The organism is Salinispora fenicalii (genome assembly GCF_000514815.1).
Classification (GTDB): Bacteria; Actinomycetota; Actinomycetes; order Mycobacteriales; family Micromonosporaceae; genus Micromonospora; species Micromonospora fenicalii.
Genome location: NZ_AZWQ01000036.1, coordinates 1 through 14,406, shown reverse-complemented (window position 1 = coordinate 14,406; position 14,406 = coordinate 1). Strand labels below are relative to the sequence as shown.

The following is a 14,406-nucleotide window of genomic DNA, read 5'->3' as shown; positions in this document are numbered from 1 at the left end:
TGCGTCGGCCCGGCGTTATGGCCGTTCGATCGACATGGTGACGCTCGTCGCCTACTTCTGGGAGCACGAGACATGCGTGAGCTGGTCTACACCGGGTTCATCTCGCTCGACGGCGTCTTGGACTCCCCCGGCGGCGGGCCGGGTGAGGAGCACCGCAGCGGCGGCTGGGTGTTCAAGGACATCGAATTCTTACCCGAGGTCTTCTCCCTCAAGGGCGAGGAGCTCAAGGAGACCTCGGCACTGATGTTCGGCCGCCGCAGCTACCAGGCGTTCGCGCCGATCTGGCGCGACTCGGACGACCACGCTGACTACCGGGAACTGCCCAAGTACGTCGTCTCGACCACGCTGCCCGATGATGCCCTCGTCCCGGGGTGGGGACCGACGACGGTCCTGCGATCAACCGACGACATCGTCGAGCTCAAGAAGAGCGAGGGCGGCGCGATATTCGTCCACGGGAGCGCGGAACTCGCCCGACGGCTCTCCGACGCCGGGTTGATTGACCGGTACCACCTGCTCTGCTTTCCACTCCTACTCGGCGCCGGGAAGAGCCTGTTCAGTACGGCGGACAAGGCCAAGCAGGTACTGCGTCTCCGAGACACCGCGGCCTACCCGAACGGCGTCGTCAAGTTGCTCTACGACGTCGTCCGCTAGTCCAGATCCAGAGCGATCGGGCCGACCGCGCCCTCGCGGAGTTGCCGCGCCGTACGGCCCACGTACCGGCGCAGCGCACGGGCCAGGTGCGGCTCGTCGACGTACTCAAGCCGGGAGACGACCTCGGCGACCGGGGCAGTGGCGGCCAGGAGCGTCGCCGCCTCGCGTACCCGTTCGACCTGCCGGACGGTGCCCTGGGTGAGTCCGGTCGCCGCTCGGAACCGACGTTCGACGGTCCGCTGCGAGACCGTTGGCCGGTGGCCTCGGCGGACCGCGGCAACGATCGGATCACACACTACGGCTCCGGTCCGGACCAAGCGGTCCACCAGGGCCTCGGCGTCATCCGGGCCAGGGGTCTCCCAGCGGACGCCCGCCAGCCGGAAGGTTCGGCGGGTGGTGTCGGGAAGCTCGGCGCCGCCGTCTACCAGAGTTGGCGTCGGTACGGCCCGCAGCGACGTACCGACGGCGAAGTCGATCCCGACAAAGCTCGCGCCCGCTGGCACCGGCGCGGTGCTGGTCTTCGTCTCTGGTCCGGTAATGGCCGCGTACGCGGTGCCCTGTCGCTCCCAGAACACCAGGCCCCAACAGACCGTCGCCACGGAGGTCATCTCCGCGACGCTCGTACTTGTTCCGGTCCAGACAGCATTAATCCAGGGCGAGTCGGACGCACGTGTCTGGAGTCGTAGGGGCACCCGAAGAGAATACGAGCCGCGCACCGTACCCACCGCTGGCTCACCGGGTCGGAACGAGGCGAACCGGGGACACCGCCATCGGGACCGTTTCCGCAGGCCCGGCCCGGGTAGCCAGGTGGACGTGCCCACAGCAGGGCTCGGGCGCCGGGCGGACAGGAGGTGCTACGCGGTGAGCAGTCGGAACGATCCGCAGCAGACGTACCGAGAGTTCACCGCGGCGGTGAACATGCGCCCCGGTGAACTGTCTAAGTGGCTGGAGACCGAGAAGTCCAAGCATGTGGGCTGGCGGAGACGGGGCGATCAGGGCAGTGAAACGGTCGGCCACCGCTCCGGCCGACGGATCCTCGACCTACTCCGGCGTCGACCCGGTGACCTCTCCGAGGACGACTACCGGCACATGCGCAAGGTTGTCGGCTATGTACGCCGGCACATGGCGCAACGACCCAGCGGCGACGTCCGGGACACCCGCTGGCGGTACTCCCTGATGAACTGGGGGCACGACCCGACCAAGGGCCCGCTGCCGCCACCGGGTGGTCCGTCCCGCAAGGCACTCCGACGGCACGGTGCCCCGCCCCGGGAACGCCGGGGCCCAGGCCGGTAGCAGGTCGATCAGTGGTCGGCGCTGTTCCAGTCCCGCCCGTCGCCGACCGACACCTCCAGCGGCACCGACAGCGGGTACGCGCCGCCCATCTCCCGCCGGACCAGCGTCTCCAGCACCTCCCGCTCTCCGGGGGCCACCTCAAAGACCAGTTCGTCGTGCACCTGAAGCAGCATCCGGGAACGCAGTTCGGCCTCGCGCACCGCCGCGTCAACGTTGATCATCGCGACCTTGATGACATCGGCGGCAGAGCCCTGGATCGGAGCATTGAGCGCCATCCGCTCGGCCATCTCCCGCCGCTGCCGATTGTCGCTGACCAGGTCGGGCAGGTAGCGGCGACGGCCGAGGACGCTCTCGGTGTAGCCGTCGCGCCGGGCCCGGGCCACCACCTCCTGCAGGTAGTCGCGCACCCCGCCGAAACCGGCGAAGTAGGTCTCCATCAGCCCGCGCGCCTCCTCGGCGGTAACGCCGAGCTGCTGGGAGAGGCCGAACGCGCTCAGCCCGTAGGCCAGGCCGTAGTTCATCGCCTTGATTTTGCGCCGCTGGTCGGGGGTGACCGCCTCCACCGGCACCTGGAAGACCGATGAGGCGGTGGCGGCGTGGAAGTCGTGACCCGAGTTGAAGGCGTCGACCAGGGCCTCATCCGCCGACAGGTGAGCCATGATCCGCATCTCGATCTGGCTGTAGTCGGCGGTGAGCAGGCATTCGTACCCGGCGCCGACCACGAACGCCCGGCGAATCCGCCGCCCCTCCTCGGTACGAATCGGAATGTTCTGCAGGTTCGGCTCAGTGGAGGAGAGCCGGCCGGTGGCCGCCACGGTCTGGTTGAAGGTGGTGTGGATTCGACCGTCGTCGGAGACCGACTTGAGGAGCCCGTCAACGGTGCTCTTCAGCTTCGCCACGTCCCGGTGGCGCAGCAGGTGCCCGAGCACCGGGTGCGGGTTCTGCCCGTGCAGCCACTGCAGGGCGTCCGCATCGGTGGTGTAGCCGGTCTTGATCCGCTTGGTCTTGGGTAGCCCCAGCTCGCCGAAGAGGACCTCCTGCAGCTGCTTCGGGGAGCCCAGGTTGAACTCCCGCCCAACCGCCTCGTAGGCGCCCTGCGCGGCGGCCTTCACCTCGGCGGCGAAGTGCGCCTCCAGCTCGGAGAGGTACTGGGTGTCGGCGGCGATGCCAGTGCGCTCCATGCCCGCGAGAACCCGCATCAGCGGCAACTCCACCTCGGCCATCAGCCGGGCCGACTGCTCGCCGTCCCGCGACAACTCCGCGTCGATCGCGTCGGCGAGGTCGAGGGTAGCCCGAGCCCGCAGCATCAGGTTCTGCTCTGCCGCACCGTCATCGCCCAGACCGTCGAGGGTGAGCTGGCCGGTCTCCGGCAGGTCGACCCGCAGCTCCCGGTGCAAATACCGCAGGGCCAGGTCGGTCAGGTCGTAGGAGCGCTGGTCGGGCCGGGCCAGGTAGGCGGCGATCTGGGTGTCTCTGGTGATGCCCTTGATCGACCAACCGCGCGCGGCGAACGCGAGCACCGCCGGCTTGCTGTCGTGCAGCACCTTCGGTCGACTCAGATCAGCCAGCCACCCGGCCAGGGCAGCCTCGTCGGCAGCGTCAAGTCGGCCCGGGTCGAACCAGGCCCCGGCCCCGGCGGCGGTCGCCAGCGCCATGCCGGTCACGTCGGCGAGGTGCCGCCGGTTGGGGCCGGTGTCGAGCGTAGCGGCGAGGCCGACTGGGGTGCCCGGTGCCGCGTGCGTCCCCAGCCACGCGGCGAGCGCCCCCGGCTCGACGAGGAGCTCGCCGGCCAGGTCGAAACCCGCCTCGGCTTCGGGCTCAACAGCGTCCAGATACTGGTAGAGCCGATCCCGAAGGATGCGGAACTCCAGCGTGTCGAAGACCTGATGCACCGCCTCCCGATCCCAGCCAGCCCAGCGTGTCTCCTCCGGTGACAGGGGCAGATCCAGGTCGGTGACCAGACAGTTGAGCTCGTGATTACGGATCACATCGGCGAGTCGCTCGCGCAGATTCGCCCCGGCCTTGCCTTTGATCTCGTCGGCCCGGGCAACGACACCCTCGACCCCGCCGTAGGCGGTGATCCATTTGGCGGCGGTCTTCGGACCGACGCCGGGGACGCCGGGCAGGTTGTCGCTGGTCTCGCCGACCAACGCGGCGAGATCCCGATAGTGCTGCGGCGGTACCCCGTATTTCGCCGTCACCGCAGCCGGGTCCATCCGGGCCAGGTCGGAGACGCCCTTGCGGGGGTAGAGCACTGTGACGTCGTCGTCAACAAGCTGGAAGGCGTCCCGGTCTCCGGTCGTGATCAGGACCGACATCCCCTGTTCACGCGCCTGCCGGGTGAGCGTGGCGATCACGTCGTCCGCCTCGTAGCCGGCCATCTCCACCGCCGGGACGCGCAACGCCGCCAGGATCTCCTTGACCAGGCTGACCTGGCCCTTGAAGTCGGCCGGGGTTTCGCTCCGGCCAGCTTTGTACGCCGCGTACTTCTCGGTGCGGAAGGAGTGCCGGGAGACGTCGAAAGCCACGGCGATGTGCGTCGGCTGCTCATCCCGCAGAACATTGATCAACATGGAGGTGAAGCCGTAAACCGCGTTGGTCGGTTGCCCCGTCGTGGTGGAGAAGTTCTCGACCGGGAGGGCGAAGAAGGCCCGGTAGGCCAGGGAGTGTCCGTCAACGAGGAGCAGGCGCGGCTTCGTGGCTGTCACGGTGGCGACTCTAGTCCGTGTCGCCGACAGAGCCGGGCGGCGGCACCGGGACGCCAGCTCGGAAATGACCTGGGCACCGCCATGGCGAGACCGACGGCCGGTCATCCCGGAACGGGACGACCGGCCGCGTGGGCGGCGATGCCAATCAGGCCACGCCCAGATACGCCTCCTTGACCGACGGGTCGTGCAGCAGGTCCTGACCGGACCCCTCCTTGACGATCCGGCCGGTCTCCAACACGTACCCCCGGTGCGCTCGGGAGAGCGCCTGCTGGGCGTTCTGCTCCACCAGGAGGATCGTGGTGCCCTGCTGGTTGATCTCCACGATGATGTCGAAGATCTGCTGAATGATCATCGGGGCGAGCCCCATCGACGGCTCATCCAACAGCAGCAGCTTCGGCCGGGCCATCAACGCCCGCCCGACCGCGAGCATCTGCTGTTCGCCGCCGGAGAGCGTTCCGCCCAGCTGACGACGCCGCTCCGCCAACCGCGGAAACAGCTCGAACACCCGCGCCAGGTCGGCGGCGATCCCCGCATGGTCCCGACGGGTGTACGCCCCCATGTCGAGGTTGCCCAAGACCGTCATACCGGGGAAAATGCCACGCCCCTCGGGCGCCTGGCAGATACCCCGCCGTACCCGCAGGTCGGCTCGGAGGTTGGTGATGGCCTCCCCGTCGAACCGGATCGTCCCCTGACTCACGGGCCGGAGTCCGGAGATGGCTCGCATGGTGGTGGTCTTGCCCGCACCGTTCGCGCCGATGAGGGCGACCACCTCACCCTCATTCACCTGCAGGCTGATCCCGTGCAGCGCCTCGATCCGGCCGTACCGGAGGGTCAGATCGTTAATCTCAAGCAGCATCTGCGGGCTCCCCCAGGTACGCCGCGATCACCTTCGGGTCGTCCCGCACCTCGGCGGGCACCCCCTCAGCGATCTTCTTTCCGAACTCCAGCACCACGATCCGGTCGGTGACCCCCATAACGAGGCGCATGTCGTGCTCGATGAGCAGCACCGTGAAACCGCGATCCCGGATCTTGCGGATCAGGGTGAGGAGATCCTCCTTCTCCGCCGGGTTGAATCCGGCGGCCGGCTCGTCCAGACAGAGCAGCTTCGGCTCGGTCGCCAGCGCCCGGGCAATCTCCAACCGGCGTTGGTAGCCGTACGGCAGGTTGCGCGCCAGGTCATTGGCGCGGTCGTCAATACCGACGAAACGCAGCAGCTCGTACGCCTTGCGCTCGCCGGCACGCTCCTCGAGTGTGTGCCGCGAGATACCGAACACCTGGGCCGAGGAGCGGCGAACCTGCTGCCAGAACCGCACCAGCCCGTTGTCCGAATCGACCGTGGGCAACTCCTCCGGCTTCGGCTTGACCCGGTAGAGCCGAAACAGCGCACCGACCACACTGGTGCGGTGTTGGGAGTCCGCACCCACCAGCACGTTCTCCAGCGCGGTCATCTCCGGGAATAGCCGGATATTCTGGAATGTTCGGGCAATTCCCATCTGGTTAATCCGGTGCGGCTTCCGTCCGCTGACCTGCTGTCCAGCAAACCGAACCTCACCGGAGGTTGGCCGGTAGACCCCGGTCATCGCGTTGAAGCAGGTGGTCTTACCAGCCCCATTCGGGCCGATGAGTCCGAGGATTTCACCCTTGTACAGGTTGAAACTCAGGTTGTCCAGCGCCACCACACCACCGAAGCGGAGCGTGACCCCGTCCACCTCAAGCAGCACCTCGGGCTTGACGGCGTCCTCGGGCGATGTCTTCTGCTTAGGCAACATTTACCGGAGCCTCCTTCGCCCTGTCCTGCAGCTCGCGCGTTCGTCGCCGACTCGGCAACAGACCCTGCGGGCGCAGCAGCATGATGAGCACCAATGCTAGGCCGAAGGCGAGGACCCGGTACTCCGAGAAGTCGCGGAACCGCTCCGGCAGGTACGCGAGCAGGAAGGCGCCGACCGCCACGCCCGCCATGTTGCCGGAGCCACCGACCACCACCATCGCGACGAACAGGATGGAGAGCTGGACGTTGAAGGTCTCTGGCTGAATGAAGGCCGACCGACTGGCGAAGAGCAGACCGGAGAACCCACCCAGGGCGGCACCGATGGCGAACGCCCAGAGCTTGAACTTGAACGGGTAGACGCCCATCACCGCGGCGGCGTCCTCGTCCTCCCGGATGGCCAGCCACGACCGCCCCACCCGGCTGTGCTCCAGCCGCCGCACCAGCAGGACCATCAGCAGCACCACGCTCAACGCCAGCCAGTACCAGGGCTTGATGTCGAGCAGTCCGAAGACTTTGTTGTCAGGCGACGGCGGGCCCTCCGGGCCGGGAATGCCGGGCACGCCCTGCGCCTCGCCGGCCCACCCCGAGTTCTTCGCGACGATCCGAATGATCTCGCCGAAGCCCAGCGTCACGATGGCCAGGTAGTCACCCCGAAGTCGCAGCGTCGGCCAGCCAAGCAGGACGCCCGCGACTAACGAGAAGGCCAACGCGATTGGGATGCAGATCGCCCACGCGATCGCCCAGTCCGAGGAGAGGCCGAACTGCTCCTGCAACGCCCCCACGACCGGCGACTCGGCCGACCCGAACAACGCCACACTGTAGGCGCCCACTGCGTAGAAGCCGACGTAGCCGAGGTCGAGCAGACCCGCCAGCCCGATCACGACATTGAGTCCGATTGCCACCAGGACGTACAGGGCGCAGACGAAGAGCACCCCAGCCCAGTTGGCGCCGCCATCGATGGAGTCGGTCCGGAACCAGTCAAGCCCCGGGATGATCAGGTTTGTGCCGGGGATATCGCCGAGAAACGGCAGGTAGTAAAGGAAAGCAACGCCCGCGAGTAGCGTCAGCCAACGCTGCCAACGGGGCAGCGCGCGCCACCGGTCACCCATCCCGCCCAGAACGTGTCGGCGCCGCTCGTTGAAGTGTCGTAGTGCCTCTGTCATGCCCTCGCCTTTCCGAGAGACTCACCGAGCAAGCCGGTCGGGCGGAAGATCAGCACCACCACGAGCACCACGAAGGCAGCCACATCCTCCCAGGTGGATCGGGTCAACGTCGCCGCGTACACCTCTATGACGCCGAGTAGTAGGCCACCGAGCAGCGCGCCCCGGAGGTTACCGATACCGCCGAGTACCGCTGCGGTGAACGCCTTCAGCCCGACCACGAAGCCGATGTCGAACTTGGTGATCCCGTACCGCATGTTCCACAACAGGGCCGCGGCGCCCGCCATCAATCCACCCAGGACGAAGACGAGCATGATCACTCGGTCCTGGTGCACTCCCATCAGCGCGGCGGTGTCTGGGCTCTGTGCCACGGCCCGCACCCCACGGCCGTACCGCGTCCGGTTGATGAACTGGTCCAACCCGTAGAGCATCAGGAGGGCGGAGGCCACCATGATGATCTGTACGTTGGTGATGTCGGCGCCCGCCACCGAGAGCACTGTCTCCTGCTTCAGCAGCGGCGGAATCCCGATCACGAGTCGGTTCTCGGTGAAGCCACGCCCCGAGAAGAACCCTGCCATCCACAGTGCGAAGATCTCCACCAGGACGAGCGAGAGCCCGATGGCGGTGATCAGGAAGATCAGCGGCGGCGCGTTCATCCGGCGTAGTCGCCGATAGGCGACCCGTTCGACGGTGAGCGCGGTGGCACCTGAGGCCAGCGCACCGACCACCAGACCGATGAGCAGGTAGACGATCGCCATGCCGATCGGCGGGTTGTCGGCCACCCCGAGCAGCGACCAGGTACCGAGGATCGCGAAGGTACCCACCATGAAGATCTCGGAGTGCGCGAAGTTAATCAGACGGAGCACACCATAGACGAGCGTGTACCCCAGGGCGACGAGGGCATAGATCGCCCCCTTGGACAAGCCGTCAACAGTGTGCTGGGCTAGGTCACCAAATAAGGCATCGAAATTCACGGGTTTCTCCCCTTTGGCACCGTTGCGCGGCCGGGGAAAGCCCCGGCCGCGCAACGGTCATCCTGGCTCAGCTGAGCTTGATCTCCTGCTGGGCCGCGATCTCACCGCCCTTGATCTCGTAGGCCCAGATCACCACCCGGGACTCGTCCACGTCACCGTTGTCGGCGAACTTGAGGGACTTCGAGACTCCCTCCTTGTCGTACGAGTCGACCCACGCCAGCAGATCCGCACGCGTGGTGTTGCCCTCGGCCAGGCCCTCGATCAACACATTCGCGGCGTCGAAACCCTCGGCACCGTAGGAGCCCGGAGGCCCGCCGTACTCCGCTTCGAAGTCAGCCGCGAAGGTGCCACCGGCCTTGTCCGGCGGCAGGCACGGGCAGGTCACGATCACACCCTCGGCACTGGCCCCGGCACCCTTCGGGAAGGACGGGTCGTAGAGACCGTCGAAGCCGAGGAAGGTCGTCGTGATGCCGGCCTCCCGCAGCTGCTTCACCAGCGGAGCCGCCTCGTTCGTGTAGCCGCCGTACGCGATCGCGTCCGGCTCGGCAGCCTTGATCTTCGAGATGGTGGCAGCGAAGTTGACCTGCTTCTCCTGCACCTGGTCGGTGCCGCCCGCCAACGCACCAAGGGCCTTGGTCAGCTCGTCAGCGATGCCGGCACCGTAGGTGGTGCCGTCATTGATCACGAAAACCTTCTTGGCCTGCGCGACATCCCGAAGGTAGACGGCGGCGGCAGCACCCTGGACGGCGTCGTTACCGACCACCCGGTGGAACACCTCGTTGCCGCCCGCGGTCAGCTCGATCGCGGTCGCCGACGGGCTGACCATCACCATTCCGGCCGCCTCGTAGACCGCCATCGTCGCCTTGCTCTCACCGGAGAACGCGCCACCGATGACGCCCAGGAAGGACTCGTCGCCGGTGACCTGGTTCGCGACCGGCGTGGCCTGGGTCGGGTCGCCCTGGGTGTCGAACTCCTGCAGGGTCACCTCGCAGTCCGGGTTCGCCTCGTTGTGCTGCTTCACCGCAAGCAGGGCGCCGTCGCGCGACGGAATCACCAGGCCCGAGTTCGGGCCACTGAAGGCACCGAAGATGGCGATCTTGCCACCGCAGTCACTGCTGCCGGCGGTGTCGTCCTCCTCCGCCTGACAGCCCGCAGCGGCAATGAGGGCTGCCGACAACCCAACGGCGCCGAGCGCCCGTACGTACTTACGCCTCACGGCTATAGACCTCCTCCAGTTGCAGGAGCCCGAGCACATCCGAGGCAGGCGACCGCACCAGTACGGCAGCCCCCCCACCTCGATGTGAGCCCGCACACCTGCTACGGCTCGTGATGGCGGAGCGTACTGCGTCGATATACGGTCCCGGAAGCCCTCGCAGCCACGCTTGTCAAACCGTTACGAATACAAACGCCAATGCGACCCAGACTCGTAACAGCCTTCGCTGCTATCCCGAAGCCACAAGCGCACCTGCGGTGACCAGCACATCTAGTCACCGCAGGTAGCATCGACATCAATGACCTGGCGGAAGGGAAAGATCAACCGCGGCGCTGGTTCGCGCCGGGCTCACCCCCCGCGCACGGACGCCACCGCCACCCAGGCCCCTCGCACAGCCGAAGAGATGCCCGCCCCCGCGCGTACGGACGCCACGGCGGCGCCAGCCCCTGGCTGCAGCGGCCTTCGGGGGGGGAAAGGAGAGGGAGAAAGAGAACCGACCGGACCTACTGGGCCGGACGGGGCACCTCGCCACCGGCGGTCTCCTGAAGGATCCGCTCGGCGACCTCTTTCATGGTCATCCGGTGGTCCATCGCGGTGCGCTGAATCCACTTGAAGGCTTGCGGCTCGGTCATCCCGTACGTGGTCATCAACGCACCCTTGGCACGCTCGATGACCTTGCGCACCTCAAGCCGGTCCGTGAGGCCAGCAACCTCCGCCTCCAGTGCGGCGACCTCTGAGTAGCGCGACAACGCGATCTCTACCGCTGGGACCAGGTCGCTCTTCTGGAAGGGCTTGACCAAGTACGCCATCGCGCCGGCCGCCCGCGCCCGCTCCACCAGATCCCGCTGACTGAACGCGGTCAGGATGATGACCGGAGCGATCCGTTCGCCGGCGATCCGCTCGGCGGCGGCCAACCCATCCATGATGGGCATCTTGATGTCGAGGATGACCAGGTCCGGCTTCAGCTCCTTGGCGAGCCGGACGGCCGTCTCACCGTCACCGGCCTCGCCGACGACCGCATAGCCTTCCTCGACGAGCATCTCGGCGAGATCCAGCCGGATGAGCGCCTCGTCCTCGGCGATAAGTACCCGCCTGCGCTCGGCGTCCGTCTGCGTCTCGGCCACGAGCAACTCCCACCAGTCCGTACCGACACCCGACCGGGTGCCGCGCCCCTTAGCCTAGTGGGTACTCTATGAGCCGACACCGAGGCTGTCGGCAGCACTGTCCCCGTATTCCAACCGGTAGAGAAACGGAGCTCAAACCTCCGACAGTGTGGGTTCGAATCCCACCGGGGACACCACCAACCGTCGCATGGGCGGCGGTTGGCGCATCGGGCGTGACGTAATGGCTTCACCACCCCCAGGTGAGGAAGCCACCCGGCCCAGTGGGGAAGCAAAGCGACGGCCACGCACCTGCTCCGCCTCAGCGCGAGGGGTCCACCGTCGTTAGGCCACCGGCAGCCACACCGGTTGTCCGACGGGGGCGTCCGCTCGCCCCAGCACCTCGACAGCCACACCGTCACCGCCGATGCCACCCCCACCCGGGGCAGAACAGTGACAGGCCGCTCAGCCTCCCCTCAGCCCGGCGAGCGGCTGAGCGATGGGCCATAGCGCTGGCTCGACGTCGGCCACCGTGGGGACTCCGGAGGGGCTACTCGAGGCTCCTCGAGGAGCGGCAGAGTCGCCCTTGGTCGGCAGAGTCATTCGTGGCCGCCGGAGTCGTCCCTCGGCCGGCGTGGCGTTCGGCTTCGACGCCCCCGGAGGCCGTCATGACGGACCAAATGAATATTTGGCTATGCAGAAGCATTTCTCCGAACAAAATTCGATGGACATGCGTTGAATCTCACATAGATTCGAGGAAGGATGTCGCCATGTCCTCTTCCCCGAATCCGCCACAGCCCTACGCGGGTCTCGATAGCACCGACCGCGCGATTCTGGCGGAGTTGGCCGCGGACGGCCGCCTCCCGAACAACGCCCTCGCCGAGCGGGTAGGGGTGGCGCCGTCAACCTGCCTCGCACGAACCAGGGCGCTCCGCGGATGCGGGGCGATCCGCGGCTTCCACGCCGAGGTGGACCCGGCGGCGATGGGCCTGCCGCTACAGGCGCTGATCTCGGTCCGACTCTCCGCCCACGACCGGGCCGTGGTGGATGCCTTCCGCGCCCGATCCGTACGCCTACCGGGAATGGTGGCGGTGTTCCACGTGGCTGGTGCGGACGACTACGTGCTGCACGTCCGGGCGGCGTCGGCAGACGCGCTACGAGACTTCGTGCTCGACCACCTAGCAGTCGATCCGGCCGTGCAGCACACCCAGACCAGCCTGATCTTCGAGCAGGCACGGGGCCTGGGGTAAGACGAATCACACCCTCGGGTGACGCGCTGAAACAGGATCTTCACGTCCACGTCACGTATGAGACGCGGGCAGCGCCTAGTTTTGGTTTCGGTGGTGGTTGGCGCTCTCGGTCGGGACGGGTCGAGAGTTGCCACGATGTGACGCACCGGGCCGGAGTCGACGGATTCCGCGAAAGCCGGTCCGGTGCCTCACTCGCTCACCACGCCCTATCGGACCGACCCAGAGTCGGCCACCGCCTCCGCCCGAGAGGGTTCGGTGTCGACCTCACCGCTGGGCGACTTGGGCGCACTATCACCCCGAGGCGGCGTGGCCCCGCAGGCAACGGCGATGGCAGTCCGGGCACGACGAGCGCGCAGCAAAGCCCGGAGCGCGAACACAAGCGCGATCCCCCACGCGAGCGCCAGTAGGGCATACCCCACCGGGCGTACGCCCGCACCGAGATCAAGAGCGTGCATCAGCGTACGGGCGTTGGTCAGCACGATCACACCGCCGACCACCGCACCAAGCAGTTGGGCCGGGACGAGGCGTACCAGCCAGGCGGCCACCGGTGCCGCAATCAGGCCCCCGGCTAGCAGCGCGAGCACCATCGGCAGCAAAAAGCCGTCGGAGCCGAGCCCGATCAGGAAGCCGACGCTGGCCGCACCGGCGACCAGGAACTCGGCGGTGTCCACCGATCCGATCACCTTGCGGGGTTCCAGTCGCCCGCTGACCAGCAGCGCGGGGGTCGCCACCGGCCCCCATCCACCGCCACCGGTCGAGTCAACGAAGCCGGCGACCAGCCCCAAGGGGCCGAGGAAGCGACCGCGCAGCCGGCCGGCCCGTCGTTCGGTACGCAGCGGTCGGGCAAAGCGCACCAGCAGGTACGCGCCGAGGGTAAACAGAATGGCCGCCATCCAGGGCGCGGCGGCAGCAGTGGAGAGCGCAGACAGGAAGGTCGCTCCGGCGAACGCGCCGAGGGCACCGGGCACGGCGATCCGCCCGACGACGCGCCAGTCAACGTTGCCGAACCGCCAGTGCGCCACACCCGCCGCGAGCGTGGTACCCACCTCAGCAAGGTGCACCGAAGCCGAGGCAGTGGCCGGCGCGATACCGGCGAGCAGAAGCAGCGTCGAGGAGGTCAGCCCGTATGCCATGCCGAGGGCACCGTCAACGAGCTGCGCGGCCAACCCCACGAGGGCGAGCACCAGCAGCTTACGCACCACGCCTCCCTAGTTTTCTGATATCTCCTATCGACTTGGTAGACAATGCGGGATGGGTGGGGCCTGGGTCAACCATGTTCAACCGCGAGTTTCGACTCAGTCCAAGCACGGCTCGGGTTCAGGTCCAACCAGATCCAAGCGCCACTCAGGTCCAGGTCCCACGAGACCCCAACACGGCTCAGGTCCAGGCGCGTGGATCGGCGATCAGATCGGTAACCCGCGCCGGTAGGGCGCCGTCGGCCACGTCGGCCACGGTTACCAGCTCAAGGATCTGGCGCTCGCTTGCCCGCAGGGCAATCCACACATCCTGCAAGGCCCGCGCGGCACCGTGGTAGCCAAGTTGCTCCGGGCGCTGCCCACGGACGTGGGCCAACGGACCATCGATCACCCGAATCACCTCGGCGAGGGAGATCTCGCGCGCCGGCCGCGCCAGCCAGTAGCCCCCCTCCGGGCCCCGCTGGGCCTGCACCACCCCGCCGCGACGCAGCTGCAGCAGGATGCTCTCCAGGAACTTCGGCGGGATCTCCTGGGCGCGGGCGATCTGGTCGGCGGTCACAAACCGCCCCCGGCCGGTCGAGACACCGTCGGTCGCCGAGGCGAGTTCGGCGACCGCGCGAAGGGCATAGTCGACCCGGGCGGAGAGACGCATGGCAAACAGGCTAGCCGGCTTGGCCGCCAACGACCCGACCCTCCCTCGGCCGACCGAGCCGGAAGCCTGCGCTGGGCCACCACCGGCCCAGACGATCGATCAGCGGGCCACGACATGACTGTTGGCCGGCACCCGGTTTCGGGTGCCGGCCAACAGCTTCTTTCCCCCTTGTACGGGTTAGGTCTGGGGTTGTGGGTGGGGTCAGCTGGTCCAGTGCTCGGCGACGAGGTCGGCGGCCTGGGTCTCCCACTGGGCGTAGTGGAACGGGTAGGCCGACACCTGTACCGTCTGGGCGGCTTCGGTCAGGGGCATGTCCTGCCAGCCCTCGACCTGCTTCANNCCNTCCAGGAANGCGGTGGTGGAGTATTCGGGGTCGGTGATCTGCTCCACCGTGCCCCAACCGGACGACGGGCGCTGCTGGAACAGGCCCTGCGAGTCGTG

Annotated in this window: 13 protein-coding genes, 1 tRNA gene and 1 pseudogene; 4 read left to right on the top strand and 11 right to left on the bottom strand. The window is 67.6% G+C overall.

The genetic code is table 11. From position 1 onward, the window contains the following. The first annotated feature begins 72 nt into the window (after nucleotides 1–72). Entirely contained in the window at nucleotides 73–651 is a 579-nt protein-coding gene (locus B116_RS0117205) for a dihydrofolate reductase family protein (protein ID WP_018724415.1), read from the top strand. Here the strand turns inward: B116_RS0117205 and B116_RS0117200 are convergent. Continuing rightward, nucleotides 648–1,343 (bottom strand): helix-turn-helix domain-containing protein, encoded by a 696-nt coding sequence (locus B116_RS0117200; protein ID WP_027660781.1) that lies wholly within the window; start codon nucleotides 1,341–1,343, stop codon nucleotides 648–650. The two genes, B116_RS0117205 and B116_RS0117200, sit on opposite strands and share 4 nt — an antisense overlap. Before the next feature lie 169 nt (nucleotides 1,344–1,512). Here B116_RS0117200 and B116_RS0117195 point away from each other — a divergent pair, with 169 nt between their 5' ends. Continuing rightward, nucleotides 1,513–1,944, top strand: a complete 432-nt coding sequence (locus B116_RS0117195) for a DUF3140 domain-containing protein (protein WP_018724417.1) — start codon at nucleotides 1,513–1,515, stop codon at nucleotides 1,942–1,944. 8 nt (nucleotides 1,945–1,952) lie between these two features. On the opposite strand, the gene polA is transcribed toward B116_RS0117195, so the two are convergent. From polA to B116_RS0117160, 7 genes are all read right to left on the bottom strand, one after another. Next, nucleotides 1,953–4,652 carry a DNA polymerase I gene (gene polA / locus B116_RS0117190; RefSeq protein ID WP_027660780.1) on the bottom strand — a complete coding sequence of 900 codons (2,700 nt, stop codon included), beginning with the start codon at nucleotides 4,650–4,652 and terminating at the stop codon, nucleotides 1,953–1,955. A 145-nt stretch (nucleotides 4,653–4,797) separates the two neighbouring features. Next, complete coding sequence (locus B116_RS0117185) at nucleotides 4,798–5,508, bottom strand: ABC transporter ATP-binding protein (RefSeq protein WP_027660779.1); 711 nt, start codon at nucleotides 5,506–5,508, stop codon at nucleotides 4,798–4,800. Beyond that, nucleotides 5,498–6,421, bottom strand: coding sequence for an ABC transporter ATP-binding protein (locus tag B116_RS0117180; protein ID WP_018724420.1), 924 nt, complete (start codon nucleotides 6,419–6,421; stop codon nucleotides 5,498–5,500). The genes B116_RS0117185 and B116_RS0117180 overlap by 11 nt, the downstream gene beginning before the upstream one ends. After that, nucleotides 6,411–7,583, bottom strand: a complete 1,173-nt coding sequence (locus B116_RS0117175; RefSeq protein ID WP_018724421.1) for a branched-chain amino acid ABC transporter permease — start codon at nucleotides 7,581–7,583, stop codon at nucleotides 6,411–6,413. The genes B116_RS0117180 and B116_RS0117175 overlap by 11 nt, the downstream gene beginning before the upstream one ends. Further along, on the bottom strand, nucleotides 7,580–8,554 hold the full coding sequence (locus B116_RS0117170; protein ID WP_018724422.1) for a branched-chain amino acid ABC transporter permease: 975 nt from the start codon (nucleotides 8,552–8,554) through the stop codon (nucleotides 7,580–7,582). Before B116_RS0117170 ends, B116_RS0117175 begins: the two co-directional genes overlap by 4 nt. Nucleotides 8,555–8,621: 67 nt before the next feature. Further along, nucleotides 8,622–9,770, bottom strand: coding sequence for a branched-chain amino acid ABC transporter substrate-binding protein (locus B116_RS0117165; protein WP_018724423.1), 1,149 nt, complete (start codon nucleotides 9,768–9,770; stop codon nucleotides 8,622–8,624). A 500-nt stretch (nucleotides 9,771–10,270) separates the two neighbouring features. Next, complete coding sequence (locus B116_RS0117160; protein ID WP_018724424.1) at nucleotides 10,271–10,891, bottom strand: ANTAR domain-containing response regulator; 621 nt, start codon at nucleotides 10,889–10,891, stop codon at nucleotides 10,271–10,273. Nucleotides 10,892–10,990: 99 nt separating this feature from the next. On the opposite strand from B116_RS0117160, the gene B116_RS0117155 reads away from it, so the two are divergent. Continuing rightward, nucleotides 10,991–11,067 (top strand) — tRNA-Leu (locus B116_RS0117155). Between the two features lie 570 nt (nucleotides 11,068–11,637). After that, nucleotides 11,638–12,117, top strand: a complete 480-nt coding sequence (locus tag B116_RS0117150) for an Lrp/AsnC family transcriptional regulator (RefSeq protein WP_027660778.1) — start codon at nucleotides 11,638–11,640, stop codon at nucleotides 12,115–12,117. Between the two features lie 206 nt (nucleotides 12,118–12,323). Here the strand turns inward: B116_RS0117150 and B116_RS0117145 are convergent, their stop codons facing one another. From B116_RS0117145 to B116_RS0117135, 3 genes and pseudogenes are all read right to left on the bottom strand, one after another. Next, a complete protein-coding gene (locus B116_RS0117145) occupies nucleotides 12,324–13,316 on the bottom strand; it encodes a sulfite exporter TauE/SafE family protein (protein ID WP_027660777.1) in 993 nt (330 codons plus the stop codon). A gap of 178 nt (nucleotides 13,317–13,494) precedes the next feature. Then, nucleotides 13,495–13,965, bottom strand: a complete 471-nt coding sequence (locus B116_RS0117140) for an RrF2 family transcriptional regulator (RefSeq protein ID WP_018724427.1) — start codon at nucleotides 13,963–13,965, stop codon at nucleotides 13,495–13,497. Between the two features lie 201 nt (nucleotides 13,966–14,166). Next, a pseudogene (locus tag B116_RS0117135) lies at nucleotides 14,167–14,406 on the bottom strand (hypothetical protein); the annotation flags it as partial.